Raw genomic sequence first — 26,181 nt, forward strand, 5'->3', positions numbered from 1 at the left:
TCCATGACCCCGCCCCACGCCCCGCAGCCCGGACCCGCGGCGTTTGCGCGCCTGCCGGAACACCGCCCGGCGCCGCGCGCGCCGGCCGCGCCGCCGCGGTTCGTGGAACTGGCCGTCACCACCAATTTCTCCTTCCTGCGCGGCGGCTCGCATCCGGAGGAATACGTGGCGGCGGCGGAAGCGCTGGGCCATCAGGGCATCGGCATCGCCGACCGCAACACCCTCGCGGGGGTGGTGCGCGCCCATGCCAAGGCCGAGGCGCAGGGCTTCCCGCTGGCGGTGGGCGCGCGGCTGGCGTTCGCCGACGGCACGCCCGACATCCTCGCCTATCCGCGGGACCGGGCCGCCTACGGCCGTCTGTGCCGCCTGCTCACCACCGGCAACATGCGGGCGGAGAAGGGCGACTGCATCCTCGTCCTCGACGACCTGCTCGCGTGGGCCGAGGGGCTGAATCTGGCGGTGATGCCGCCCCGTCGCCTGTCGGAGGGGTTCGCGGCCTTCCTCTCCCGCCTCGGAGAGGCGGCGCCGGGCCGCCTCTGGCTCGCCGCGCCCGTCGCCTTCCGGGGCGACGACGCCCGCCGCCTCGCCCGGCTGAAGGCGGTGGGGGCGGCGGCGCGCGTTCCACTCCTCGCCACCCTGGACGCGCTCTACCATGATGCCGACCGGCGCCCCCTGCAGGACGTGCTGACCGCCATCCGCGCGCATGTGACCCTCGACACGGCCGGCACGCGCCTCGCCGCCAATGCGGAGCGGCACCTGAAGCCGGCGGCGGAGATGGCCCGCCTCTATCGCGCCCTGCCGGAGGCAGTGGAGGAGACCTGCGCTTTCTTTTCCGGCCTGGGCTTCTCGCTGGACCAGCTGCAGCCCAGCTACCCGCGCGAGACGCGGGACGGCTTCAAGAGCCCCCAGGCGGCGCTGGAGGCCCTCGCCTGGGCGGGCGCGCACGCCCATTACCCGGAAGGGGTGCCGGATAAGGTGATCCGGTCCCTCGACCACGAGCTGGACCTCATCGGCCGGCTCGCCTACGCGCCCTATTTCCTCACCGTGCACGAGATCGTCGGCTTCGCGCGGGGCGAGGGCATCTTGTGCCAGGGGCGCGGCTCGGCGGCCAATTCGGCGGTGTGCTTCTGCCTCGGCATCACCGATGTGGACCCCATGAAGAGCGAGCTCCTGTTCGAGCGCTTCATCTCGGAGGAGCGCGGCGAGCCGCCGGACATCGACATCGATTTCGAGCACGAGCGGCGCGGCGAGGTGCTCGCCTTCATCTACCGCCGCTACGGGGCCGCCCATGCGGGGCTCGCTGCCACCACCACCACCTATCGCTCGCGCTCGGCGGTGCGGGAGGTGGGCAAGGTGTTCGGCCTCTCCGAGGATCTGCTGGGGGCGCTCGCGGGCACCATCTGGGGCTGGTCCTCGGGCGGGGTGAATGCGGATGAGGCGCGCCGGCTCGGCCTCGACCCCGACGAGCCGCGGCTCGCCCGCGTGCTGGAGCTGACGAAGGCGCTCATCGGCTTTCCGCGCCATCTCTCCCAGCATGTGGGCGGCATGGTGGTGACCCACGAGCGGCTCGACGAGACCGTGCCGCTGACGCGCTCCGCCATGGAGGAGCGGCCCATCATCGAATGGAACAAGGACGACCTGGAAACCGTCGGCCTGCTCAAGGTGGACATCCTGGCCCTGGGCATGCTGACGGCGCTGAAGAAGTGCTTCGGCCTGCTCCAGGCGCATTACGGGATCGCGATGACGCGCATCGGCGATGCGCCCTCCGACGACGGGCGCCTCTATGCCATGCTCCAGCGAGCGGACTCCATCGGCGTGTTCCAGGTGGAGAGCCGGGCCCAGCAGACCATGCTGCCGCGCCTCAGGCCCGAGTGCTTCGAGGACCTGGTGGTGGAGGTGGCCATCGTGCGACCCGGCCCCATCCAGGGCGGCATGGTGCATCCCTACCTTCGGCGCCGGCAGGGGCTCGATCCGGTGGATTATCCCTCCGAGGAACTGAGGGAGGTGCTGGAATCCACTCTCGGCGTGCCCCTGTTCCAGGAGCAGGCCATGCGGATTGCCATGGTCGGCGCCGGCTTCTCGGCGGGAGAGGCGGATGCGCTCCGGCGCGCCATGGCCACCTTCAAGCGGGTGGGCACCATCGGCACCTTCCACGAGAAGCTCATCGGCGGCATGCTGAGGAACGGCTACACGCGCGACTTCGCCGAGAGCCTGTGGAAGCAGATCGAGGGCTTCGGCTCCTACGGCTTTCCGCGCTCCCATGCGCAGAGCTTCGCCCTCATCGTCGCCTGCTCCGCGTGGCTGAAATGCCACTATCCTGATGTGTTCGCGGCCGGGCTCATGAATGCCTGGCCCATGGGCTTCTACGCCCCGGCCCAGCTGGTGCGCGATGTGTGCGAGCACGGGGTGGAGGCGCGCCCGGTAGACGTGAATGCCTCCTGTTGGGACCACACTCTGGAGAAGGGCGAGGTGCCCGCCGCCCGCCGCCTCGATCCGCGCCACCGCGACATGGCCGGGGATATCCGCGCCACCCACGCTTTGCGCCTCGGCTTCCGCCAGGTGGAGGGGCTCCGGCGGGAGGAGATGGAGCGCCTCGTCGCGCAACGCGGTGCGGGCTACGATTCCGTGCGCGACCTGTGGCTGCGCACCGCCCTTCCCCCCGCCACCCTGGAGAAGCTTGCTGACGCGGATGCCTTTCGCGCCCTCGGCCTCGACCGGCGGGCGGCGCTGTGGGCGGTGCGCGGCCTGCGCCGCGCCGGCGATAAGGACGACCTGCCCTTGTTCCGCGCCGGCCCGCCCGGCCCCGCGCGGGAGGCGGAGGTGGAGCTGCCGGCGCTGCCGCCGGGGGCCCAGGTGGTGGCGGATTATCGCCACATGAAGCTCTCCCTGAAGGCCCATCCGCTCGCCTTCCTGCGCGGCGAGCTTCAGCGGCGCGGAGTGACGCCCGCCGCCGACCTGCCGGGCATGGCGAGCGGCCGCAGGCTCTCCCTCGCCGGCCTGGTGCTGGTGCGCCAGCGGCCGGGTACCGCGAGCGGCGTCATCTTCATGACCCTGGAGGACGAGGGGGCCTGGGCCAATGTCGTCGTCTGGCCGCGGGTGTTCGAGGCGTTCCGCCCGCAGGTGATGGGCGCCCGGTTGGTGATGGTGCGCGGCCGGCTGCAGAACGAGCAGGGCGTGATCCACCTGGTGGCGGAGCGGGTGGAGGACTGGGGCCACCTGCTGGAGCCCTTGGGCGAAGGGCGTGCGCCCGGCGCCGCGCGTACCGCGGCCGGGGACGATCCGGGCACCGCCATGCCGCGGGGCCACAATTTTCATTGAGGCCGAGGGCCCTTGGGCGTCTCTATGGGCCCTTTTCGGGGGCGGGGGCCATCGCCAAGCCCGCGCAGCGTTCAGGAGAAATCCATACGGCGCCGGCCTAAAGCGTTTTTGAGCGGGGCAGCCACCGACTGTGTGAAGAAAAGTATATTAAATCAATGATCTATGGCATTTCTTCGATGCTGTGACATGGGGCAATGCCTCAAGGATCGGGGTAATGGCATGAGGCCCCGAAGCGGGCATTCTGGAGGGAAAGTTTTCAAAACGAGGATATCTTTTTCCTGAAAAGAAAAATAGGCTGATGCAATGGGGTGCGGCGCTCTGGTGTTTCGTCTTTGCGCCGTGGGGCCGGAGCGAGGTGCTCGGCCGTCTCATCCCTCCGTCCGGACGACTTGCCGACCATTCGCCTTCCTCCAGCCCCCGCCGGCCGTGCCCGGAGCATTTTCACACGAGGCGGATCGCTGACCGCGCGCGGAGAATGCCCCGATCGCACCTCTCGGAGGCGCCGCGAGGCGATGCGCGCAAGGCGTTCCAGCCCGCAGAACCACGAGCCGTCCCGACCATGAGCTACCTCTATCTCGCAGTCGCCATCGTGGCCGAGGTGATCGCCACTTCCACCCTCAAGTCCACCGAGGGCTTCACCCGCCTGCTGCCGTCCGTCGTTGTCGTCGTCGGATACGTGGTGGCCTTCTACTGCCTGTCGATCACGGTGCGGGAGCTGCCGGTGGGCGTCGTCTACGCCATCTGGTCGGCAGTGGGGATCGTGCTGGTGGCGGCCTTCGCGTGGCTCTACTACGGGCAGGCGCTGGACCTGCCGGCGGTCATCGGCCTCGGCCTCATCATTGCGGGCGTCGCGGTGGTCAACCTGTTCTCGAAGACGGTTGCCCACTGACGCCCAAGTGCTGCTCACGCCCAAGCAAAAATGAAAAAGGCGGCGCCCGAAGGCGCCGCCCATTCCGAACTTCAGGGGCATTCCGGCTTCAGGAGCCGGTGGCCGCCAGCTCATTCTCGTCGTTCGCGGGCATGAACATGTCGAACAGCCGCACGGTAGCGAGGCGCTGGGCCTGCAGCACCGCGCCGGCCATGCCCTGGGCATCGGCCGCGGCCTCGCGGGCCAGCGACAGGGCCGTGGGGAAGGGTGCCTTCAGCGCCGCCACCACTTCGTCGGTGTCGAAGCTCAGCTCGGCGTTGAACTTGCGGGCGATCTGCTGCATCCGCCGGTTCTGCGCCAGGCAGTTCAGGCACAGGCTGCGGATGCCGCGATTGCGCGCGGCGAGAATCACGCGCTCCAGCAGCAGGGTGCCGAGCCCGTGGTTTTGGAATTCACGCTCCACGCTGAAGGCCGCCTCGGCCTCCCCGGGCAGAACGTCGCCCATCGGATAAAGCTCCGCCGCGGCCCTGAGCGTGCCGTCGACGAAATAGCCATGAACGATAGCGCCGGTGCGGAAGGCCCGTGCCGCATATCGCTCGATGAACTCGGCAGACACCGCTGAGCCGAATCTGTATCGCCGGCTCTCCACATCGAGCCGGAGGAGATGATCCTTGAAGATCTCCGCTTCCCCGGCCCAAAGCTTGCGGATGATGCCCGGTGTGACCTGTTCGGTCATGTTGGTCTCCAGACTTGGCGTCTTGAAGCCCTCCGGTTCCTCCACCGCCGAAAATTATGTGCAGCGCAGCAAAGGTCAAGGGTGCTGACGTTAACCTTTCGGTAAGAAAGGGCTTCCCGGCCTTGTCCCGGCGTGCCAAAGTGTTGGAATTGCTCATTCTGCCGGCGCTATGCGCCTTTTGCAGAACCGTCACGATCTGGCGGCGGGCATACGCCCTCATTCAGCCGAGATCATATCGCTGATGGGGGCATTACCTCCCTTGCTGCACCAATATCGCCCTGAAATCATTGACATTGGTCAATGTGGGACCGGTCGTCACCAATTGGCCCAGCTTTGCGAAGACGCCGTAAGCGTCATGGCGGGCCAGGGCGGCGGGGAGGTCGAGCGCGGCTGCCCGCGCCCGCTCCATGGTGCCCGAATCACTCCAGGCGCCGGCATTGTCCTCGGTGCCGTCGATCCCATCGGTGTCGCAGGCGAGGGCGGCGATGCCCGGCTGTCCGCCGAGAGCGATCGTGAGCGCCAGCAGGAATTCCGCGTTGCGCCCGCCGCGCCCGCCCGGTGCGCCGCGCAGCGTCACCGTGGTTTCCCCGCCCGAGAGCAGCACGCACGGGGCCCGCGCCGGCAGGCCGTGGACCGCGGCCGAGCGGGCGATGCCGGCGAAGGCGGTGCCCACCTCCCGCGCCTCGCCCTCGATGGCGTCGCCCAGGATTAGCGGCGTGATGCCCATGGCCCGCGCCCGCGCAGCGGCGGCCTCCAGAGCCATCAGCGGCGTGGCGATGAGATGCACGGGCGCCGGCGGCGGCGCCCCCTCCATCCGGTTGGCGCGGATGGCCGCGGCGAGGGCGGGGTTGGCGGCGATGCCGGCACGCGCCAGCAGCTCCAGCACCGCCTCCGGGGCCGAAGGCTCGGGAATGGTGGGCCCCGAGCCGATGATGGCGGGATCATCGCCGGGCACGTCGGAGATCACGTAAGTCACGGTCCGCGCAGGATAAATGGCGGCCGCGAGCCGCCCGCCCTTCACCGCGGAGACCGCCTTGCGCACGCGGTTCATCACCGAGATGGGCGCGCCGGAGGCCAGCAGCGCCGCGTTGAGCGCCTGCTTATCGGCGAGGGTGAGGCCGGCGGCGGGCGCCGTGAGCAGCGCGGAAGCCCCGCCGGAGATGAGGCAGACCACGAGGTCGTCCGGTCCCGCCCCGCGCGCCAGCTTCAGGATGCGGCGGGTGGCCTCGAGCCCGGCGGCGTCCGGCACCGGATGCCCGGCCTCCACCACCTCCACGAAACGGGTGGGGCTGCAATGGCCGTAGCGGGTGACGACCAGCCCCTCGCAGGGGCGCCCCCATTCCGCCTCGAAGGCCCGCGCCATGCGTGCCGCGGCCTTGCCGGCGCCGAGCACCAGGGTGCGCCCCCTGGGCGGGGCGGGCAGCCGGCCGGCGAACTTGCCCTCCGGCAGCGCGGCGGCGAGCGCGGCTTCGAACACGGCGAGGAGAATGTCCTTTTCCGTCGGCATCGCTGGGGCTCGCCTGTCGCGCCGCAGTCCGCCGGGACGCGAATCGCGGTGGCGGGCGGCAGCCGGGGGGCATATTCGCATTTCAACGACCGGTGGAAATGCTCTATGGGGGAGGGGCGTCCCTCTTTCGGCGGCGTGTCAGCATCACAGATGAGCCGTCATGGGTGAACCTGCCGTTGAAGCGCCGCGTACCCTCAGCGATGCCGCATACTACCTCCTAGCCGTGCTGGTCGGCACGCTGGCGGGGGCCCTGGGCGCCGCGTTCCACATGCTCTCCAGTACCGTGCTGGGCTGGCCAGCGCTGATCCTGCCCTATTTCGAGGGGCCGGAGGCGCTTGGCGCTCTGGCTGCAGTGTCGGCCGTCATGGTTCTGGTCTCGGTGGCGCTGGTGCGCGCCTTCGCGCCGGAAGCGGCGGGCTCTGGCGTGCAGGAGATCGAGGGCGCGCTCGATGGCCAGCGCGAGGTGCGCTGGAAGCGCATCCTGCCGGTGAAGTTCGTGGCGGGCGTGCTCTCCCTGGGCTCCGGCCTGGTGCTGGGCCGCGAGGGCCCCACCATCCATATGGGCGCCTCGGTGGCCAAGGCGGTGGGCGACGGCTTCGCCCTCACCATCCGCGACGGGCGCGGGCTGCTCGCGGCCGGTGGCGCGGCGGGCCTCGCCGCCGCCTTCAACGCGCCGCTCGCCGCCATCCTGTTCGTGATCGAGGAAACACGGCGCCAGTTTCCCTACGGCCTGCGTACCTACAGCGCCGTCATCATCGCCTCGGTCATGAGCGCCATCGTCACCGAGATGATCGGCGGCACCTCGCCCATGATGGCGCTGCAGACCCAGGAGATGCCGTTCTGGCTGCTGCCCGCCTTCGCCGTGCTGGGGCTGCTCCTGGGCGGGCTGGGCGTGGTGTTCAACTGGGCCGTGGTGGCGGGGCTGGATTTCTCGCGCCGGGTCGGCCTCAGGTTCTCGCCCTATCTGGTGCCGCTGGTGGTGGGGGCGGCCATCGGCCCGCTGCTGATCCTGCGGCCGGAGGCGACCACGGGCGGCGAGGCGCTGGCGGTCTCCCTCGCCACCCACCACCTGCCGCTGGTCACCATGGCGGTGATCGTGGTGATCCGCTTCGTGATGACCATGGCGAGCTATTCCACGGGTGTGCCGGGCGGCATCTTCGCGCCCATCCTCGCGCTCGCCACCTCGGTGGGCGTGCTGTTCGCCATGCTGCTGGATCTCGCCATTCCGCTGCCACCGGGGGCGGTGGCGGCGTTCGGCGTGGCGGCCATGGGCGGGCTGTTCTCCTCCACCATCCGCGCGCCGCTGGTGGGCATGGTGCTGGTGGCCGAGCTCACCGGCGCCTACGATCTCATGGTTCCCGTCATCATCACCTGCGTCGTCGCCAACGTGGTGGCCGAGGGGCTGGGCGGCAAGCCCATCTACGAGGTGCTGCTGGAGCGCACCCTGCGCCTCGCCGGCCAGACCCCGCCGCCCGCGCCGAAGGACGAGCAGATCGGCGGCTGGGACGAGCGCGAGCGCCAGGCCCCGAATGCCTGAGGCCGCCGGCCCCGGCCTTCGACCGGTACCGCCCCAGTTTCGCCTGAACGCCGGACCGGCGTGACCAAAGGCCCATGAGAACGGGCCCATGAGAACGGGCCTATGAGAAAAGCTCTGGGGGTCCTGGATTGAGCCTCGGGCTGGCTCGCGGCCGGTGGAGCTGCGAAAGCGGGGCCCGGCAGTGGCCCTGGCCGCCGCACGCCGCAGTAGCATGGGATGCGCCTCAATAGAGCCGCGCGTCGGTCTCGGCGAGGATTTCCGGCATCCGCGGCCCGGCGAGCACTTCGAATTCCACCTCCCGCTGGTGGGTCACCGGGTCGCGCGCGGTCAGGGGGTCGTCCACGTGGCCGGGGTGGACCATGATGACCGCGCCCTCCGGCGCGCCCTTCAGGAAATGGGCGAGCAGAGGCGCGAAGTCGTGGTCGGCGCCGAAATCGTAGGCGCCGGCGAAGCCGGTGTTGGTGGAAAGGCCGATGCGGGCGGCATCACGCGAGAAGCCGTGGCCGAAGGCGCCGATGATGCGGCCCTTCAGGTCGAGCCCGATGAGGGCATCGGGCGCAGGCCTGACGTCCCGCAGCCAGGCATGGGGCGCGTGGCGCCGGGTGGCCTTCAGCACCGCGCCGCGGATGCCCGGCAGCACGTGGACATGCTGGTGCCCGTCCACATGGTCGGGCGGGCGGCCGAAGGCGCGCTCGAAGGCGAGGAACTGGGCCTCGATCTCCGTCGCCACGGCGGCCCGGTCGATGCGCCCGGTGAACGCCCGCGCCACCAGCTCGCGGAGCGAGGGCAGGTCGGCGCCGTCGGTCCAGGGGGTGAGGGGGGCTGTGCCGCCGGTGAGGGTGATGTGGAGGCCCACGCTGACCTCCCGGCCCGCCGCCACCTCGTCGAGCCTGCGCGCCTCCTCGGCGAGGCCGGGGAACACCGTCATCACGGAGGTGGCGTTGATGCGCCGGGCCTCGATGAGCCGGCGGATGGCGGCCGAGACGCCGGGGGAGATGGCGTAGTCGTCGGCGCAGAGCGTGATGTGCTTCACTGCTGGGCCCCCGCGACCTTCAGCGGCGTTTCCACCGGAGCGGCTGCGGCTCCGGCCGGGTTGAGGACATGGTCGGCCACGAAGTACACCGGCCGGGCCTTGATCTCCGAGAGGATGCGGGCGATGTACTCGCCCATCAGCCCCATCACCAGGAGCTGGGCGCCGCCGATCACCATGACGCCCACCACCACCGAGGGGTAGCCCGGCAGCGGGATGCCCCAGACGAGGCGCTCCAGCACGATCCACAGGCCGTAGAGCAAGGCGAGCCCGGCCAGCGACGCGCCGCACAGGGCGGCGAGCCGCAGCGGCGCCGGCGAGAAGGAGGTGAGTGCCTCCATGGAGAGCCCGAGCAGGCGCAGGAAATTGAAGGAGGTGGTGCCGTGGGCCCGCGCCTCCGGCTGGTAGGGCACCGCCACCTGGCGGAAGCCGATCCAGCTCGACAGGCCCTTGAAGAAGCGGTTGCGCTCCGGCATGCGCCGCAGGGCGGAGGTGGCGCGCGGGGAGAGAATGCGGAAGTCCGCCGCGTCCTCCGGGATGGCACTGGCCGAGCCGAAATTGAGCAGCCAGTAGAAGCCGCGCACGAAATTGCGCCGCGCCACCGGCTCGTCGAGCCGGTTGGACTTCACCGCGTAGGCGACGTCGTAGCCCTCGTCCTTCCACAGGCGCACGAAGGTGCTGATCATCTCAGGCGGGTGCTGGCCGTCGCCGTCCATGAACAGGAGCGCGTCGCCGCGGGCGTGGTCGAGGCCGGCCATGAGGGCGGCCTCCTTGCCGAAATTGCGCGAGAGCGCCACCACCTGCACGTCGAGCCCGAGCGGGGGCAGGGCGGCGGCGATGGAGGCGCTGCCGTCGCGGCTGCCGTCGTCCACATAGACGATTTCCACCTTCAGCCCGCGGGCCTCGGCCTCCGCGCGGGCGCTGCGGCACAGCCGCTCATGGAAGAAGGCGAGGCCGGCGGCCTCGTTGTACACGGGAACGACGATGCTGAGATCTGGTGTCATGGCTCGGCCAGGGTCGGCGGTCGCGATGGGAAGAAGTGGTCTAATTCCCGCGAGGGGAGATGGATACGGATTTTTTCGCATGACGGTGGAACCTGTCTCGCCACCGGGCGTTTCCAATGCAGCGCGGTCGCGCCCCCAACAGACCGTGCATGGCGCGGCCGTCTTGCCCCCCAGAGACGGCCGCGCCGCCGTTTCGGGCCTCCTCGGGGCCGACCGACCCGGAACGGAGTGCCTCCAACGGCTACGCCGCCACCCCTCGAATGAAGCGACGGCCAAGCCCCGCGATACGTTCGGAAAGGCTCCGTGCTTGCGTGACATCAAGACCCGAGACTTTGGGCGAGTTTAGGGTAATGTCGCGACGCTTAAACGGCTGAACGAGGGCCTTCGGTCATGATTCGCGACATTCTGGTCAATCTGGCGCAAGGCGCGGAGCGGGACGCCGCGGCCGAATACGCGGCGAGCCTCGCCGTGGAATTCGGCGCGCACCTGACAGGCCTGTCGGTGGCCTATGAGATCGACGTGCCGCCCTTCTACATGGGCGCCCTGCCCACCGATTTCATCGATGCCCAGGTTCTGGAGAACCAGGCCTCCGCCGAGAAGGCTTCCGCCCGGCTGGAGGAAATCGCCAAGGCGGCGGGCGTGCCTCACCAGGTGCGCACCCTCTCGGCTTCGCTCGGGGTTGCCGCCAACAGCTTCGCCCGCATGGCGCGCCTGTTCGACGTGACCGTGGTGGCCCAGCCCAACCCGGACCAGCCGGGCCCCGAGGAGGTGCTCGCCGAGACCGTGCTGCTCGAATCGGGCCGCGCCGTGCTGGTGGTGCCCTACATCCAGCAGAAGCCCTTCTCCGCCGAGCACGCCGTGGTGGCCTGGGACGGCGGTCGCGCCTCCGCCCGCGCCCTCGCCGAGGCGCTGCCCCTGCTGCACCGCACCAAGGTGGTGGAGATCTTCCGCGTGGTGACCGACGGTGCCGACGGCGAGGACGAGGAAGGCCAGGAGGTGGCGCGCCACCTCGCCCGCCACAGCCTCGACGCCCAGATCCGCCGCCTGCCGGTGAAGGGCGGGGATTCCATCTCCGCGGCCATCCTCAACGAGGTTTCCGACCGCGGCTCCGATCTGGTGGTGATGGGCGGCTATGGCCATTCCCGCCTGAAGGAGATGGTGCTGGGCGGTGTCACCCGCGACATCCTCGCCAGCATGACCGTGCCGGTGCTGATGGCCCACTGAGGCCCCGCGCCCCCGCTCACCGGGCGGGGGCGTCTTCCGCCCTCGGGCTGCGGGACCACGGCAGGATGAAGCGCTCGCCGTGGCGCTCACCGCTTTCTACATGCACGCCGTAGGCCGCTTCGAGCCGCGCGGCCGTCATCACCTCTTCCGGCGTGCCGCAGGCCATGAGCCGCCCGCCGTGGAGCAGGGCCACCCTGTCGCAGAAGCGGGCCGCCAGCGTCAGGTCGTGCAGCACCACCACCACGGTGAGGCCCGCGCGCGCCTGCCGGCGCAGCACCTCCATCACATGGAGCTGGTGGTAGGGGTCGAGCGCCGCCACCGGCTCGTCGGCCAGCAGGGCGCGGCCCTCCACCGCCAGCGCCCGCGCCAGCAGAACGCGCATCTTCTCCCCGCCGGAGAGGCTGCCCGCCGGCCGGCCGGCGAAGGCCTCCACGTCCGCCGCCGCCATGGCGCGGGCGACGGCGGCGGCGTCCACCGCCGGGCTGGTGCCGTGGGGCAGGCGGCCGAGGGCCACCACGTGCTCGACCCGCATGGGCCAATGGATGCGCCCGCCCTGGGCGAGGTAGGCGAGGCTGCGGCCTAGCGTCCGCCGCCCCGTGGCCGCCGCATCGGCGCCGTCGTAGAGCACCGTGCCGGCCGCCGTTTCCTGGAGGTGGGCGAGCACGCGCAGCAGAGTGGTCTTGCCGGCGCCGTTGGGGCCGAGCAGGCCCAGCAGCTCGCCGGGCCGGGCGGAAAGATCCACCCCTTCGAGCACGGTGCGCGCGCCGCGCCGAACCACGATGCCGCTGGCGGAGATCAGCATGGCCGCCTCATTCCGTTTCCGTGCCGAGCCGGCGCAGCAGCAGCAGGAAGAAGGGCGCGCCGATGAGCGCCGTCACCACCCCCAGCTTCAGCTCCGGCCGGGTGGGGATGAGCCGCACCAGGATGTCGGCGCCCAGGGTGAGGGCGGCGCCGGCGAGGGCGCTCGCCAGCAGCAGGCGGCCGGGGCGATGGCCCACTAGCGGCCGCAGCAGGTGCGGCACCACCAGTCCCACGAAGCCGATGGCGCCGGAAACCGCCACCGAGGCGCCCACCATGCCAGCCGTTCCCGCGATGGCGAGCAGGCGCAGGCGGGGCAGGGAGAAGCCGAGGCTCTCGGCGGTCTCCTCGCCCAGGGTGAGGGCATCGAGCCCGCGGGCGGTGGAGAGCACCAGCGCCGCCCCCACCAGGATGAAAGGCAAGGCGAGCAGCACGTGCTGCAGGCTGCGGTCCGCTAGCGAGCCCATCAGCCAGAACACGATCTCCAGGGTCGCATAGGGGCTGGGAGAGAGATTGAGCGCGAGGGTGGTGAGGGCGCCCGCGAGGCTGTTGAGCGCGACGCCGGCCAGGATGAGCGCGGTGGTGGAGGCCCCGCGCCGGGCGAGGGCGAGCAGCACGGCGGTGGCGAGCGCCGCCCCGGCGAGGCCGCCGAGCGGCAGCGCCAGCGAAAACAGGGCCGCCGCGCCGAAATAGAAGGCCGTTACCGCCCCCAGCGCCGCCGCGCCGGAGACGCCGACCACTCCCGGATCGGCCAGCGGGTTGCGCATCAGCCCCTGCAGCGCCGCCCCCGTGAGGCCCAGGCTGAAGCCCACCAGCAGGCCGAGCAGCGCCCGCGGCAGGCGCAGCTGCACCAGCACAAGGGCATCGAGCCCGTGGCGGCCGGCGAGAATGTCGGAAACCGCGGCGCCCCAGTCGATGGGGGCATAGCCGATGGCGAGCGAGACCGCGAACAGCGCCAGCGCCAGCACCGAGAGCAGCGCCAGCAGCAGCGGCTGGGGCAAAGCAGCGGGTTCCGCGAAGGTGTCGTCCATCAGGGTGTCCGCGTGGGGGCGGGCATGGCGGCGATGCCGGACGGCGCCGCGGCATGGGCCGCCTTCGACAGGCGCGTGAAGGCTTCGCCGAGCTGCGGCCCCACGCAGGCCCACAGCCGCAGCGGCATGGGCGCGATGCGCCAGTGCGCCAGCGCCTCGGTGATGGCGGGGTGGCGCATCATCTCCCGCGCGAGGGAGGGCGGCGCGCCGGGCTCGTCATCCACCACCAGCACGTCTGGCCGGGCAGCAAGGATCTCCTCCAGGGAGAGCTGGCCGAGCTTGTCGGGGGAGAGGCGGGCGGCCACGTTGTCGAGCCCCGCCCGGCGCATGAGGTCATCGGGCAGGCTGTCGCGGCCGACCGTGAAGCCGTTGGGGCGCAGCACCACAGTGCGCGGGGCCGGGTGGGGCGGCGGCGGGGCGGCGGCGAGGGTGTCCTGGATCTCCCGCACCATCTCCTCGCCCTTCTCGGGCACGCCGAGGCGGGCCGCCACGGCGCGGATCTGCGCATAGCCCTCCTCCAGGTTCGCGGGAATGGTGAGCTCCATCACCGGAATGCCGAAGCGCTGCAGCAGCGCCACCGTGCTGCGTGTGGTGAAGGCGCCGGCGAGCACGAGGTCGGGCGCCAGCGGCACCACTTCTTCCGCGAGGCCCCGGTTGACCGGGATGCCGGCGGCGAGGTCCGTCACCGTGGAACTCACCGGATCGGCCGCGAGGCTGGTGACGGAAATGACGCTGCCTTTGGGCGCGAGGCGCAGCGCCAGCTCGTCGGCGCAGAGGTTCAGCGAGACGATGCGGCGGGGCGGGGCTGCGGCTTCCGGCCCGGCCGCCCGCGCCGGCGCGCAAAGCGCCGGGGCGAGCGCAGCGGCAGCGATCACCGCCGCCGCCAGGATGCGGCGCGCTCCCCCCCGGCCGGCCAAGCCGGCGGCGGAAAGGGGAGGGGGGGAGGCGCGCTTCACGGGTCGTCGGTCCTCAGTAGGTGAGCTTCAGGCCGGCGTAGGCGGACATGCCGGGGGCCAGATAGCCGTTGGGGTTCTCGTAGGTTTCATCGAACAGATTGTCGATGCGCCCGAAGATCTTGACGTTCTGGTTGACGGTGTAGTTCGCCGCCACGTTGAAGATGGTGTAGCCGGGCTGCTCCACGAAGGCATAGGTGGTGCGGTCGATGTCCCACCAGTCGGAGAGATACACCAGGGTGGCGGTGAGGGTGAGCGGCTCCACCGGCTGCCAGTTGACCGCCAGCGACACCTTGTTCTTCGGGCGGCGCAGGGGCGTGCAGGTGTCGATGCCCGTGGGCGCGCAGGAGCCGGGCGAAACCCCGTCCTCGGGGTGGCCGACGGTGTCGGTATAGGTGTAGTCCGCGCGCACGGAGAGATTGTCGGTGACCTTCACGGCCACGAAGGCTTCCCAGCCGTCCGTGGTGACGCTGGCGATGTTGGAGTTGCTCCAGACATAGGTGGAAACCTGGACCGAATTGATCAGGTTCGTGATGTCGTTGCTGAAATAGGTGGCGCCGAAGCTCACGCGGTCCTGCCACAGGGCCTGCTCGAAGCCGGCGTCCCAGCCGGTGCTTTCCTCCGGCTGAAGGTCGGGGTTGCCGCCCGAGGGGGCATAGAGCTGGTAGAGGGTGGGCGCCTTGAAGCCGGTGCCATAGGTGACCTTCAGCTTGGTGCCGGTCTCCGGGAACAGGAGCGCCGGGGCGAGGCGCCAGGTGGTGTGGTCGCCGAAGTCGTCATTGCTGTCGTAGCGCACGTTGGCGGCGAGGAAGAGGCGCTCGAACAAGGTGGACTGGAGCTGGGCATAGCCGGCGGTGTCGCCGGTGCTGGCGTCCATGCTCGACCACGCGCTCTCGCTGGTCATGCTCTCGTTGTAGCGCTCCACGCCCAGGAGGATGCTCTGGCCGGGCATGAAGGTGTAGTTGGAGCGCCAGTAATAGGTCTGCCGGTCGCCGTCATAGGCGCTCACATTGTCCGGATAGGGGCTGGCATTGTCGCGCTGGTAGTCGGTGGCGGAGACGCCAAAAGTGCTCACCAGCTTGTCGTCGAGCGCCTTCCACAGCCCTTCCGCCTTGCCGATGAAATACTTGCCGTAGCCGGTGTCCTGCATGGGCGCGGGATAGCCGGTATAGGTCGCGTAATTGTAGAGGTCGGAGGTGTAGGCGAGCTGGGTCTGGATGTAGCGGGCGACGAGGTTCACCGAGAAGGCGTCGTTGATGTCGGCGTCGAGGCGGCCGGAATAGGTCCAGTTGTCGGAGTTGTTGTTGTTCGCCACCTCGCCGGGAAGCAGGATGTTCTGCGGCGTCACCGGGATCGCGGTGGAGGCGAAGTGGCCGACATTGAAGGCATAGCCGATATTGTCGTTGTAGCCGCCGGTGAGGCTTCCGACCTGGTTGAAGGTGCCGAGCGCGCCCGCCTCCAGGTATCCGGCGGCCTTGGCCGGGCCCGAGCCGCGCTCGGTGGTCATGGAGATGACGCCGCCGATGGCATCCGAGCCGTAGAGGCCGCTCTGCGGGCCGCGCAGCACCTCCATGCGGGCGAAATCGTTGGTGTAGAGGGTGCTGAGGTCGAAGGCCCCGTTGGCGCTGGAGGGGTCGCCGAGGTCGATGCCGTCGAGCAGGATCTTGGTCTGGTTGGAATTGGTGCCGCGCATGAAGACGGAGGTGGAGCCGCCGGGCCCGCCCGTCTGCACCACATTGAGGCCGGGCACCGACTGCAGCGCGTCCGGCACGTCGCGGCGCTGGGTCTCGTCCAGCTCCTGGCGGGTGATGACGGTGACGGAGCTCGCCACCTCGTTCGCGGGCGTGGGAATGGTGGTGGCGCTCACCACCACGTCTGGAAGCTCGATCTGGCTGCCGTCGGCCTGGGCGCCGCCCGCCGATTGGGCGAGCGCCGGAGTCGCCGCCAGGAGGGCGACGAGGCTCGCGGAGAAGGAGAGCGGGGCGATACGGCGCAGGTGGCCGGAAAAGGCGATGGCTGAAGGCGGGACGGCGGACATGCGGACCTCGGGCGGGACGCCAGTGGCACGTCACCGCGAACGAGGGCCCGAGCACCGCGCCGCCCTAAAGGCCGCGCGCCGCGAACCAGCCCGCCACCGGAACACCCCGCCCGATGAGCCCGCGTGTGACCACGGATCGACGGCAGGTCTCCTGGCTCGCGGGTCATCGCCCTTCGCCGCCTTCCCAGGCCCCGAGTGCCCAGTGGCGTTTCGGCGAAGGGCTCGCCGCTTACAGTTGCGGGGGCAGCTGCGGAATGGGGCGCTTCGCGCCCGCACCGCATTCCCTTTTGATTCCTCTGGGAGGAATACCGTCAAGCCGCAACCTAGGCGAGGGGTTGTCGGCACGTCAATGCCCCGCTTCCGCGCCCCTTCCGCCACAATTCCTTATACGTGGCGACTGTTGCGCCGCGGCATCACCGCCGGCCCCGGCCGGGGCCGGCGGCAGGCGCGTTCACACCGGCTTCAGCAGCACGTGCTTCTTCTTGCCGAGGGAGAGCTTGATGACGCCCTCGGCGGTGAGCGCGGCGGGGGTAAGCGCGGCCTTTTCGTCGGTCACGGCGGCGTCGTTCACCTTCAGCCCACCGCCCTTGATCTGGCGGCGCGCCTCGCTGGTGGAGGCGACGAGCCCCGCCAGCACGAAGGCGTTGGCGACCCCCAGGCCGGCCTCGAGCTGCGCGGCGGGCACGTCCACCGTGGGCAGGTTCACCGCCAGCGCACCCTCCTCGAAGGTGGCGCGCGCGGTCTCCCGCGCCTGCTCGGCGGCGGCGCGGCCATGCAGCAGGGTGGTCGCCTCGGTGGCGAGCACCTCCTTGGCGATGTTGATTTCCTGGTCCTTCAGGGCGGCGAGGCGGGCGATCTCGTCCAGCGGCAGCTCGGTGAACAGCTTCAGGAAGCGCTCCACGTCGGCGTCGCCGGCATTGCGCCAGTACTGCCAGTATTCGTAAGGCGCGAGCAGCTCGGCATCGAGCCACACCGCGCCGCCGGCGGTCTTGCCCATCTTGGCGCCGGAAGAGGTGGTGAGCAGCGGCGTGGTGAGGGCGAAAAGGTCGGCCCCATGCATGCGCCGGCCCAGCTCCATGCCGTTGACGATGTTGCCCCACTGGTCGGAGCCGCCCATCTGCAGGATGCAGCCGTGGCGCTTGGAAAGCTCCACGAAGTCATAGGCCTGCAGGATCATGTAGTTGAATTCGAGGAAAGTGAGCGGCTGCTCGCGGTCCAGGCGCAGCTTCACCGAATCGAACGTGAGCATGCGGTTGATGGTGAAGTGCGGCCCCACCTCCCGCAGCAGGGGAATGTACTTCAGCTCGTCCAGCCAGTCCGCGTTGTTGGCCATCACGGCGCCCGCCTCGAAATCGAGGAAGCGGGCGAACACCTTGCGGATGGACGCGATGTTCGCGTTAATCTGCTCGTCGGTGAGCATCTTGCGCTGGGTGTCCTTGCCGGACGGGTCGCCGATCTTGGTGGTGCCGCCGCCCATGAGGGCGATGGGGTTGTGCCCCGTGCGCTGCAGGGTGCGCAGCATCATGATGGAGAGCAGGTGCCCCGCGTGCAGGCTGGAGGCGGTGGCATCGAAGCCGATATAGGCGGTGATGGGCCCTTCCGCGGCCTTGGCATCGAGGCGCTCGAGGTCCGAGCACTGGTGGATGTAGCCGCGCGCGTCGAGCGTGCGCAGGAAATCGGAACGGAAGGTGGTCATCGCGATCAGTCGGTTGGAGGCGCGTTACGCGCGCGGAAAGGAAGCGTGGTGTATCAGGTCCGGCGCCGGATTGCATGGGGGGAGGGCGCCCCCGTGGCATGCCCGGTACCGAAGCGGGAGAGGAAGCACGGCATGCGCGTCGTCGGGCTGATGAGCGGCACCTCCATGGACGGCATCGACGCCGCCCTCATCGACACCGATGGGGAGGCCATCTCCTGGCTCGGGCCGTCGCTGACCGTGCCCTACGATCTCGAAACCCGCGCCCTGCTGGAACAGGCCATGGCCGATGCGCGGGGTGTGAACGCCCGCACCGACCGGCCGGGGGCGCTGGCGCCGGCGGAACGGCGCATCACCGATCTCCATGCCGAGGCGGTGCGCGCGCTGCTGGTGCCGCTGCGCCTTTCGGCCGGCGATATTGACCTCGTGGGCTTCCACGGCCAGACGGTGCTGCACCGGCCGGATGCGCGGCTCACCGTGCAGATCGGGGAGGGGGCACGGCTCGCGGCGTCGCTCGGCGTGCCCGTGGTCGCCGACTTCCGCGCCGCCGACGTGGCGGCGGGGGGGCAGGGCGCGCCGCTGGTGCCCGTGTTCCATGCGGCCCTCGCCGCCGGCATCGGCGGGCCGCGCCCGCTGGCGGTGCTGAACGTGGGTGGGGTGGCGAACGTCACGGTGATCGACGGCGCGGCACCGCCCGTCGCCTGCGACACCGGGCCGGGCAACGCCCTTCTGGATGATTTCATGATGTCCCGCACCGGTCGACCCTTCGACGCTGACGGCGCCGCCGCCGCGCGCGGGCGGGTGGACGCGGCGGCGGTGGCCGCCGTACTGGACCATCCCTTCTTCCGGGAGGCCCCGCCCAAATCGCTGGATCGCAATGCTTTCCGGGAACATGCGGCAGCCCGCATGGGGCTCGCTGCCCTGAGCGTGGAGGACGGCGCGGCGACCCTCACCGCGCTGACGGCGGCCAGCATCGCTGCGGTGGTGCCACTGTTGCCGGCGCCGCCCCGGCGCTGGATCGTGGCCGGCGGCGGCGCGCGCAATCCCACACTTTTGGCCATGCTGGCGGCGCGGCTCGGGGCGGAGGTCGTCGCCGCCGAGGCGGTCGGCTGGTCGGCGGATGCGCTGGAGGCCCACGCCTTCGGCTTCCTGGCGGCGCGGGCGGCGCGGGGGCTGGCGCTCACCTTTCCCACCACCACCGGCGCGCCGCGCCCCATGACGGGCGGGGTGCTGTTCCGCCCTTGAACGGGGACCGCCGCGGATCGTGATCCGGCAACGCTTCGGGAAATGCCGGTGCCGCCATGCTGCGGCCCTCTTCCGGGCGGAGGAGGGACGCGCCATCATCATTTGACGCGGAGCCTCGCGCTCTCTACCTCTGCGCTCGCGTGCCAGCACCCGGCGCGGTGTCCTTCGGAGGCCCCCTTGTCCCTCGTCGCCACCATTCGCAAGTCGCTGGTGCCCATTCACCGCGAAGGCTACCCCTTCATCGCCATCGCGGTGGTGATCGCGCTGCTGCTGCTGTCGCTGAACACCTTCATCGGCATGATCGGCGTCGGGCTGGCCATCTGGACCGCCTTGTTCTTCCGTGATCCGCCGCGCGTTACGCCGGTGCGCGAGGGGCTCATCGTCGCGCCGGCGGATGGCCAGGTGTCCTTCGTCGGCCTCGCCAGGCCCCCGCGCGAGCTGGACCTTTCCGACGAGCCGCTGCTGCGCGTCTCCATCTTCATGAACGTGTTCAACGTGCACGTGAACCGGGCGCCGATCTCGGGTCGGGTCGCCCGTGTGGCCTACAAGCCCGGCATCTTCCTCAATGCCGACCTCGACAAGGCGAGCGAGGACAACGAGCGCAACGGCCTCGTCATCGACGCCGCTACCGGGCTCGGCGACACCATCCAGGTGGGCGTGGTGCAGATCGCCGGCCTCGTGGCGCGGCGCATCGTGTGCTTCGTGCGCGAGGGGGAGGAGATCGGCGCCGGCGAGCGCTTCGGCCTCATCCGCTTCGGCTCGCGGGTGGACATCTACCTGCCGCGCGGCACCAGGGTGCAGGTGGCGGAGGGCCAGCTCGCCACCGCCGGCGAAACCGTCATCTGCGATCTCGCGGCGCCCATGCCGCGCGAGACCGCCTATCGGGTGAGCTGATGGACGCGCCCTTTCCCCCGTTTGATCCGGAAGGCCGCCTGCGCCCGCGCTTCGGGCGCATCGGCAAGATTCCGGTGCGGGTGCTCATTCCCAATCTGGTGACGCTGCTTGCCTTGTGCTCGGGCCTCACGGCGGTGCGGCTCGCCATCGAATCGCGCATCGAGCTGGCGCTCGCCGCCATCGTGTTCGCGGCGCTGCTGGACGGCATCGACGGCCGCCTCGCCCGCGCCCTCAAGGGCACCTCGCGCTTCGGGGCCGAGCTCGACAGCCTGGCCGATTTCGTGAACTTCGGCTGCGTGCCGGCGCTGATCCTCTATTTCTGGGGCCTCAACGAGGCCGGCTCCTTCGGCTGGATCGCCGCGCTCATCTACGCCATCTGCGCGGCGCTGCGCCTCGCCCGCTTCAACGTGATGCTGGACGACCCCGACAAGCCCGCCTTTGCTGCGGACTTCTTCACCGGCATCCCCGCGCCGGCGGGCGCCATCACGGTGCTGCTGCCGGTCTATCTGGAGCTCATCGGCGTGCCCCACGGCGGGGTTTCCGCGCCGATCGCGCTCATCTACTGCCTCGCCATCGGCTTCCTCATGATTTCCAAGGTGCCGGCGTGGTCGGGCAAGACCATCGGCCGGCGCATCCGGCGCGACATGGTGCTGCCGCTGTTCGTGCTGGTGGCGCTCTACTTTGCGCTGCTCGCGAGCTATCCGTGGATCGTGCTCGCGGCCTGCTCCGTGCTGTATCTGGCGCTGCTGCCTGTTTCCACCCTGCGCTACCGCCGGCTGATGGCCGCGCACGAGGCCGGGGAGGCCGCCGGTAGCCAGGAGAGCGCGGGGAAGCCACTTTCCGGGCAGTCCTGACGCTGGGTAATACGCTGCACGGGGTACGCACTATCCCGGATTCCGGGGCGGCCTGCAGTTGCATTAGCTTCTGCGCGCCATGTGGAACGCCGATTCCGAGAATGACGATGCCCCCGGCCGGCCCCGCGCCCGCCGCCGCTCATCCCCCGTGCGCGCCGTGACGCGCACCGAGGAGCTGCGTCTGCAGATCGCCGAGGAGATCACCAGCGGCCGCCTCGCGCCGGGCACGGCCTTGGAGGAAGTGGAGATCGCCAAGCGCTACGGGGTCTCCCGCACGCCCGTGCGCGAGGCCATCCGTGACCTTGCGGCCTCCGGCCTCGTGGAGGCGCGCCCCCATCGCAGCGCCCTGGTGGCCCGCCCTTCCATGGACCGGCTGAGAGGCATGTTCGAGGTGATGGGCGAGCTGGAGTGCATGTGCGCGTCCCTGGCCGCGGTGCACATGACGGCGCCGGAGCGCGCCGCCCTGGAGCGTCTGCACGCGGAACTCGCCGCCGCCATCCACGCCGGCGACGCGGCGCTGTACGACTGCCTGGACGAGCGCTTCCATGCCGCCGTCAACAAGGGCAGCCACAACGACTATCTGGCCGAGCTGGCGGCGAGTACCCGCGCCAAGCTCCGCCCCTTCCTGAAGGACAAGTACCGGGGGCTGGAGCGTCTCGCCCAGTCCTACGGGGAGCATGGCCGGGTGCTCACCGCCATCCTGCGCGGGGAGCGCGCCGAGGCCGGCGAGGCCATGCGCGCCCATGTCCTCACGACGCCTGTGCTCGCCGCGCAAGGCCTCGACGCGGTGCTCGGCGGAGCGGTCTTCCCGGAGCCCGGCCTGGGGGCGGCGGCGATGGAGCATGCCGCCCACGAGGCGCCGTTGGGCACTGCGCGGGCCTGATCCAGCACGCTTCCTGACTGTCTTTTCAGTGGCCGGGCAGGCGCGCGGCAGCGGGCTCATGCCCGCTTCTGCCGCCTGCCTGTTCTCGCGCGGGCGCCGCGCGTGGTGCTCCCGCCTACCATATCTTGTGGGCCTCGCCGCAACGGCACCGTGCCCACCCGCGGCGCATGCCCGGTGTGTCCTGTGGATGACGGTGACGACGTCCGCAGGTCGGTGGGGCGTGCCTCGACGCTCCCCAGCGGGGGTGAAACCCGCTCCAGCGCTGGCGTCTTAGGCCTTTGTTAACGAATGGCCAGCTACTATATTTAGTAGAGGTAAGGCGGCGAAACACCCAAATGGCGGTTCGTGGATGTTTGACGCGGATGCCAGACTCGGCCTAGCGTCCGTCTCCTCAGCGGTGGGCGTTCCTTTCGGTCATGGGACCGGCGGGTGGGCTTGGCGCGTTTCTCATACATGCAGGTCAATGTTCGTCCCGGCGTGCGCGCGCCGGGCTCGCGGGTGAGTCTCGCCCGCTACATTTAGCTGCTATGATATCCGGCCCAGGCGGGGCCGATCGGAAGGAGCACCGGTCATGCGCGTTGAACGTCGCTACACGCAGGAGGGTCGTTCCCCTTACGCGGACATCCCGTTCCGTGAGACCGTGAGCGAGATCAAGAATCCCGACGGCTCCGTGGTGTTCCGCCAGGAGGGGATCGAGGTTCCCGCGCAATTCTCCCAGGTGGCGAGCGACATCCTCGCCCAGAAGTATTTCCGCAAGGCCGGCGTCCCCGCGCGCCTGCGGAAGGTGGAGGAGAACACCGTTCCCGCCTTCCTGTGGCGTTCCGCCCCCGACGAGGCCGCCCTGGGCGCACTGCCCGAGAAGGAGCGGCTGGTGGGCGAGACCTCGGCCAAGCAGGTGTTCGACCGCCTGGCCGGCACCTGGACCTATTGGGGCTGGAAGGGCCGCTACTTCGATACCGAGGCCGATGCCCAGGCCTTCTTCGACGAGCTGCGCTACATGCTCGCCATGCAGATGGCTGCGCCCAACTCGCCCCAGTGGTTCAACACCGGCCTCAACTGGGCCTACGGCATCGACGGTCCGGGCCAGGGCCACTTCTTCGTGGATCACGAGACCGGCGAGGCGAAGGCCTCCACCTCCGCCTACGAGCACCCGCAGCCCCACGCCTGCTTCATCCAGTCCGTGGGCGACGACCTCGTGAACGAGGGCGGCATCATGGACCTGTGGGTGCGCGAGGCGCGCCTGTTCAAGTACGGCTCCGGCACCGGCACCAATTTCTCCTCCCTGCGCGGGGAAGGCGAGCGCCTGTCCGGTGGCGGCCGTTCCTCCGGCCTCATGAGCTTCCTGAAGATCGGCGACCGCGCGGCGGGCGCCATCAAGTCCGGCGGTACCACGCGCCGTGCCGCCAAGATGGTGGTGGTGGACGCCGACCATCCGGACATCGAGAATTACGTGGATTGGAAGGTGATCGAGGAGCAGAAGGTGGCGGCGCTCGTCACCGGCTCCAAGCTCAACGCCAAGCACCTCAAGGCCATCCTGAAGGCCTGCGTGAATTGCGACGGCCAGGGCGACAGCTGCTTCGACCCGGAGCAGAACCCGGCGCTCAAGCGTGAGATCAAGACCGCGCGCAAGGCGGCGGTCGCCGATGCCGCCATCCGCCGGGTGATCCAGTTTGCCCGCCAGGGCTACAAGGACATCGACGTCGCCATCTACGACACCGACTGGGACGGCGAGGCCTATCTGACGGTCGCCGGCCAGAATTCCAACAATTCGGTTCGTGTCACCGACGCCTTCCTCCGCGCGGTGGAGGACGATGCCGACTGGAACCTCATTCGCCGCACCGACGGCAAGGTGGCCAAGACCATCAAGGCGCGCGAGCTGTGGGAGAAGATCGGTAGCGCCGCGTGGCACTGCGCCGACCCCGGCATCCAGTTCCACACCACCATCAACGACTGGCACACCTGCCCGGCGGGCGGCGATATCCGCGCCTCCAATCCGTGCTCGGAATACATGTTCCTGGACGACACGGCCTGCAACCTTGCCTCGCTGAACCTGCTGCAGTTCCGTGACGCGCAGAAGCAGTTCGACGTGGCGAGCTATGAGCATGCGGTGCGGCTGTGGACCATCGTGCTCGAAATCTCCGTGCTGATGGCCCAGTTCCCGTCCCGCCGCATCGCCGAATTGTCCTATGAATACCGCACTCTGGGCCTGGGCTACGCCAATATCGGCGGCCTGCTCATGTCGGGCGGCATCCCCTATGACTCGGCCGAGGGCCGGGCCATTTGCGGCGCGCTGACCGCCATCATGACCGGCATCTGCTATGCCACCTCCGCCGAGATGGCGCGCGAGCTGGGCCCGTTCCCGGCCTATGGCGCCAATGAGGGCGCCATGCTGCGGGTGATCCGCAACCACCGCCGCGCCGCCTATGGCGAGGCCGAGGGCTATGAGGGGCTTTCCGTCGCCCCGGTGCCGCTCGATCGCGCCTCCTGCCCGGATGCGAGGCTGGTGGTGCACGCCGCCGCGGCCTGGGACAGGGCGCTGGAGCTGGGCGAGCGCCACGGCTATCGCAACGCGCAGGTGTCCGTCATTGCCCCCACCGGCACCATCGGCCTGGTGATGGACTGCGACACCACCGGCATCGAGCCCGACTTCGCGCTCGTGAAGTTCAAGAAGCTGGCCGGCGGCGGCTACTTCAAGATCATCAACCGCGCGGTGCCCGATGCCCTGCGCGCGCTCGGCTACGGCGAGGCGGAGATCGCGGAGATCGAGGCCTATGCGGTGGGCCACGGCTCGCTCGCCCAGGCGCCGGCCATCAACCACTCGACCCTGCGCGCCAAGGGCTTCACCGATGCCGCCATCGCCAAGGCGGAAGCGGCGGTGAAGACCGCCTTCGACATCAAGTTCGCCTTCAATCGCTGGACCTTCGGGGAGGAGTTCCTGAAGGACACCCTGAAGGTGCCGGCGGCCCAGCTCGCCGATCCCAAGTTCGACCTGCTCGCCTTCCTCGGCTTCTCGAAGCCTGACATCGAGGCGGCGAACATCCATGTGTGCGGCGCCATGACCCTCGAGGGCGCGCCGCACCTGAAGGCCCAGCACCTGCCGGTGTTCGACTGCGCCTCCCCGTGCGGCCGGCTCGGCAAGCGCTACCTCTCGGTGGAGAGCCATATCCGCATGATGGCGGCGGCCCAGCCCTTCATCTCCGGCGCCATCTCCAAGACCATCAACATGCCCAATGATGCGAGCGTGGAGGATTGCAAGGCCGCCTACCTGCTCTCCTGGCGCCTCGCGCTGAAGGCCAACGCGCTCTACCGCGACGGCTCCAAGCTCTCCCAGCCCCTCAACGCCCAGCTGGTGGCGGACGACGAGGACGAGGACGACGCGGTGGAGGCCGTGCTGGCACAGCCGGCCGCAGCGCGGGCGGCCACCGTCACCGAGAAGATCGTGGAACGGGTGGTGGAGCGCATTGTCGAGCATCGCGTGCGCGAGCGCGAGAAGATGCCCGACCGCCGCAAGGGCTACACCCAGAAGGCATTGGTGGGCGGGCACAAGGTCTACCTGCGCACCGGCGAATATGACGACGGCCGCCTCGGCGAGATCTTCATCGACATGCACAAGGAGGGCGCGGCCCTTCGCTCGCTGCTGAACAACTTCGCTATCGCCATCTCGCTCGGCCTGCAATACGGCGTGCCGCTCGACGAATACGTGGACGCCTTCACCTTCACCCGCTTCGAGCCGGCGGGCCCGGTGCAGGGCAACGACACCATCAAGTACGCTACCTCGATCCTGGACTATGTGTTCCGCGAGCTGGCGGTGTCCTACCTCGCCCGCAACGATCTCGGCCATGTGGACCCCCACGACACTGGCTTCGATGCCCTGGGCAAGGGGGCGGACGAGGGCAAGGCGCCCACCAATCCGGCGGCGCGCATCGTCTCCAAGGGCTTGGTGCGTGGCAAGACGGTGAACCTGCTCGCCACCGCCCAGCCCGCGCCCGGCTCCGAGCCGCGGGCCGCCGGCGACAACGTGACCGTCCTGCGCGCCCGCACCGAGGGGGCAACCGCCCTGAAGTCCGAGGCTTCTGAGCTGAAGGCGCCGGAGGTCGAGATCCACGAGGAGCCGCCCGTGGCCGAGGGTGGGCTGGAGACGACCCTCTCCTGGAGCCCCTCCGCCCGCAAGGCGGAGGCCCGCGCCGAGGCCCGCGCCAAGGGCTATGAGGGCGAGGCCTGCCCCGAGTGCATGAACTTCACGCTGGTCCGCAACGGCACCTGCCTGAAGTGCGACACCTGCGGCGCGACGACAGGGTGCAGCTGAGGGGCGTTGTAGTCCCTGATGTCGTAGCACCCAAAGGATGAGTATTTGACGCCATAGTTCGGCTCATGGGCGGCCAAAGGTTGGCGCTGGGGCAAAAGGGGTGCTCAGGGAACCAAAGGGCCCGCCGCAAGATGCGGCGGGCCCTTTCCATTAGTGGGAGGCCTTCGCATGAGGCTCTCATCGTTGGTGTTCGTGAGCGACGGACTCCATTCAAATCTGGAGGAGGTTCAGGGGCTCAGGCCAACGGCCGGAAAGTATGAAG

At 69.9% G+C, this 26,181-nt stretch carries 18 protein-coding genes and 1 riboswitch; of the genes, 9 read left to right on the plus strand and 9 right to left on the minus strand.

Translation table 11 applies throughout. The features are described from left to right. Positions 1 to 3 precede the first annotated feature (3 nt). Both V5F61_RS15280 and V5F61_RS15285 read left to right on the plus strand, forming a co-directional pair. A complete protein-coding gene (locus V5F61_RS15280; protein WP_393989681.1) occupies positions 4 to 3,318 on the plus strand; it encodes an error-prone DNA polymerase in 3,315 nt (1,104 codons plus the stop codon). Positions 3,319 to 3,877: 559 nt separating this feature from the next. Continuing rightward, on the plus strand, positions 3,878 to 4,207 hold the full coding sequence (locus V5F61_RS15285; protein ID WP_393989680.1) for an SMR family transporter: 330 nt from the start codon (positions 3,878 to 3,880) through the stop codon (positions 4,205 to 4,207). An 88-nt stretch (positions 4,208 to 4,295) separates the two neighbouring features. Here the strand turns inward: V5F61_RS15285 and V5F61_RS15290 are convergent, their stop codons facing one another. Further along, complete coding sequence (locus tag V5F61_RS15290; protein ID WP_393989679.1) at positions 4,296 to 4,922, minus strand: GNAT family N-acetyltransferase; 627 nt, start codon at positions 4,920 to 4,922, stop codon at positions 4,296 to 4,298. Positions 4,923 to 5,172: 250 nt separating this feature from the next. Beyond that, positions 5,173 to 6,429, minus strand: a complete 1,257-nt coding sequence (locus V5F61_RS15295; RefSeq protein ID WP_393989678.1) for a glycerate kinase type-2 family protein — start codon at positions 6,427 to 6,429, stop codon at positions 5,173 to 5,175. A 160-nt stretch (positions 6,430 to 6,589) separates the two neighbouring features. Here V5F61_RS15295 and clcA point away from each other — a divergent pair, with 160 nt between their 5' ends. Next, positions 6,590 to 7,966: a H(+)/Cl(-) exchange transporter ClcA gene (clcA, locus tag V5F61_RS15300; RefSeq protein WP_393989677.1), complete on the plus strand. Its 1,377-nt coding sequence runs from the start codon at positions 6,590 to 6,592 to the stop codon at positions 7,964 to 7,966. A gap of 223 nt (positions 7,967 to 8,189) precedes the next feature. Here clcA and V5F61_RS15305 read toward each other — a convergent pair whose 3' ends face one another. Further along, complete coding sequence (locus V5F61_RS15305; protein WP_393989676.1) at positions 8,190 to 8,999, minus strand: ChbG/HpnK family deacetylase; 810 nt, start codon at positions 8,997 to 8,999, stop codon at positions 8,190 to 8,192. Beyond that, a complete protein-coding gene (locus tag V5F61_RS15310) occupies positions 8,996 to 10,000 on the minus strand; it encodes a glycosyltransferase family 2 protein (protein ID WP_393989675.1) in 1,005 nt (334 codons plus the stop codon). Before V5F61_RS15310 ends, V5F61_RS15305 begins: the two co-directional genes overlap by 4 nt. Before the next feature lie 390 nt (positions 10,001 to 10,390). Here V5F61_RS15310 and V5F61_RS15315 point away from each other — a divergent pair, with 390 nt between their 5' ends. After that, positions 10,391 to 11,224, plus strand: a complete 834-nt coding sequence (locus tag V5F61_RS15315; protein ID WP_393989674.1) for a universal stress protein — start codon at positions 10,391 to 10,393, stop codon at positions 11,222 to 11,224. A 16-nt stretch (positions 11,225 to 11,240) separates the two neighbouring features. On the opposite strand, the gene V5F61_RS15320 is transcribed toward V5F61_RS15315, so the two are convergent. From V5F61_RS15320 to tyrS, 5 genes are all read right to left on the minus strand, one after another. After that, positions 11,241 to 12,026 (minus strand): ABC transporter ATP-binding protein, encoded by a 786-nt coding sequence (locus V5F61_RS15320; protein ID WP_393989673.1) that lies wholly within the window; start codon positions 12,024 to 12,026, stop codon positions 11,241 to 11,243. Between the two features lie 7 nt (positions 12,027 to 12,033). Then, the gene (locus V5F61_RS15325) at positions 12,034 to 13,053 is read right to left on the minus strand and encodes a FecCD family ABC transporter permease (RefSeq protein WP_393989672.1); all 1,020 of its coding nucleotides are present in this window, start codon (positions 13,051 to 13,053) and stop codon (positions 12,034 to 12,036) included. Then, complete coding sequence (locus V5F61_RS15330) at positions 13,053 to 14,009, minus strand: ABC transporter substrate-binding protein (RefSeq protein ID WP_393989671.1); 957 nt, start codon at positions 14,007 to 14,009, stop codon at positions 13,053 to 13,055. The genes V5F61_RS15325 and V5F61_RS15330 overlap by 1 nt, the downstream gene beginning before the upstream one ends. Before the next feature lie 13 nt (positions 14,010 to 14,022). Beyond that, positions 14,023 to 16,044 (minus strand): TonB-dependent receptor plug domain-containing protein, encoded by a 2,022-nt coding sequence (locus tag V5F61_RS15335; RefSeq protein WP_393989670.1) that lies wholly within the window; start codon positions 16,042 to 16,044, stop codon positions 14,023 to 14,025. Between the two features lie 124 nt (positions 16,045 to 16,168). Next, positions 16,169 to 16,372: riboswitch (cobalamin riboswitch) on the minus strand. A gap of 123 nt (positions 16,373 to 16,495) precedes the next feature. Further along, entirely contained in the window at positions 16,496 to 17,740 is a 1,245-nt protein-coding gene (tyrS, locus tag V5F61_RS15340) for a tyrosine--tRNA ligase (RefSeq protein ID WP_393989669.1), read from the minus strand. A 132-nt stretch (positions 17,741 to 17,872) separates the two neighbouring features. Here tyrS and V5F61_RS15345 point away from each other — a divergent pair, with 132 nt between their 5' ends. From V5F61_RS15345 to V5F61_RS15365, 5 genes are all read left to right on the plus strand, one after another. After that, positions 17,873 to 18,982 carry an anhydro-N-acetylmuramic acid kinase gene (locus tag V5F61_RS15345; RefSeq protein ID WP_393989668.1) on the plus strand — a complete coding sequence of 370 codons (1,110 nt, stop codon included), beginning with the start codon at positions 17,873 to 17,875 and terminating at the stop codon, positions 18,980 to 18,982. A 177-nt stretch (positions 18,983 to 19,159) separates the two neighbouring features. Then, on the plus strand, positions 19,160 to 19,876 hold the full coding sequence (locus V5F61_RS15350) for a phosphatidylserine decarboxylase (protein WP_393989667.1): 717 nt from the start codon (positions 19,160 to 19,162) through the stop codon (positions 19,874 to 19,876). Further along, positions 19,876 to 20,730 carry a CDP-diacylglycerol--serine O-phosphatidyltransferase gene (gene pssA, locus V5F61_RS15355; protein ID WP_393989666.1) on the plus strand — a complete coding sequence of 285 codons (855 nt, stop codon included), beginning with the start codon at positions 19,876 to 19,878 and terminating at the stop codon, positions 20,728 to 20,730. Before V5F61_RS15350 ends, pssA begins: the two co-directional genes overlap by 1 nt. A gap of 79 nt (positions 20,731 to 20,809) precedes the next feature. Continuing rightward, on the plus strand, positions 20,810 to 21,613 hold the full coding sequence (locus tag V5F61_RS15360) for a GntR family transcriptional regulator (RefSeq protein ID WP_393989665.1): 804 nt from the start codon (positions 20,810 to 20,812) through the stop codon (positions 21,611 to 21,613). A gap of 571 nt (positions 21,614 to 22,184) precedes the next feature. Further along, positions 22,185 to 25,919 (plus strand): vitamin B12-dependent ribonucleotide reductase, encoded by a 3,735-nt coding sequence (locus V5F61_RS15365; protein ID WP_393989664.1) that lies wholly within the window; start codon positions 22,185 to 22,187, stop codon positions 25,917 to 25,919. The last annotated feature ends 262 nt before the right edge of the window (positions 25,920 to 26,181 follow it).

The organism is Xanthobacter sediminis (genome assembly GCF_043195015.1).
Taxonomy (GTDB): Bacteria; Pseudomonadota; Alphaproteobacteria; order Rhizobiales; family Xanthobacteraceae; genus Xanthobacter.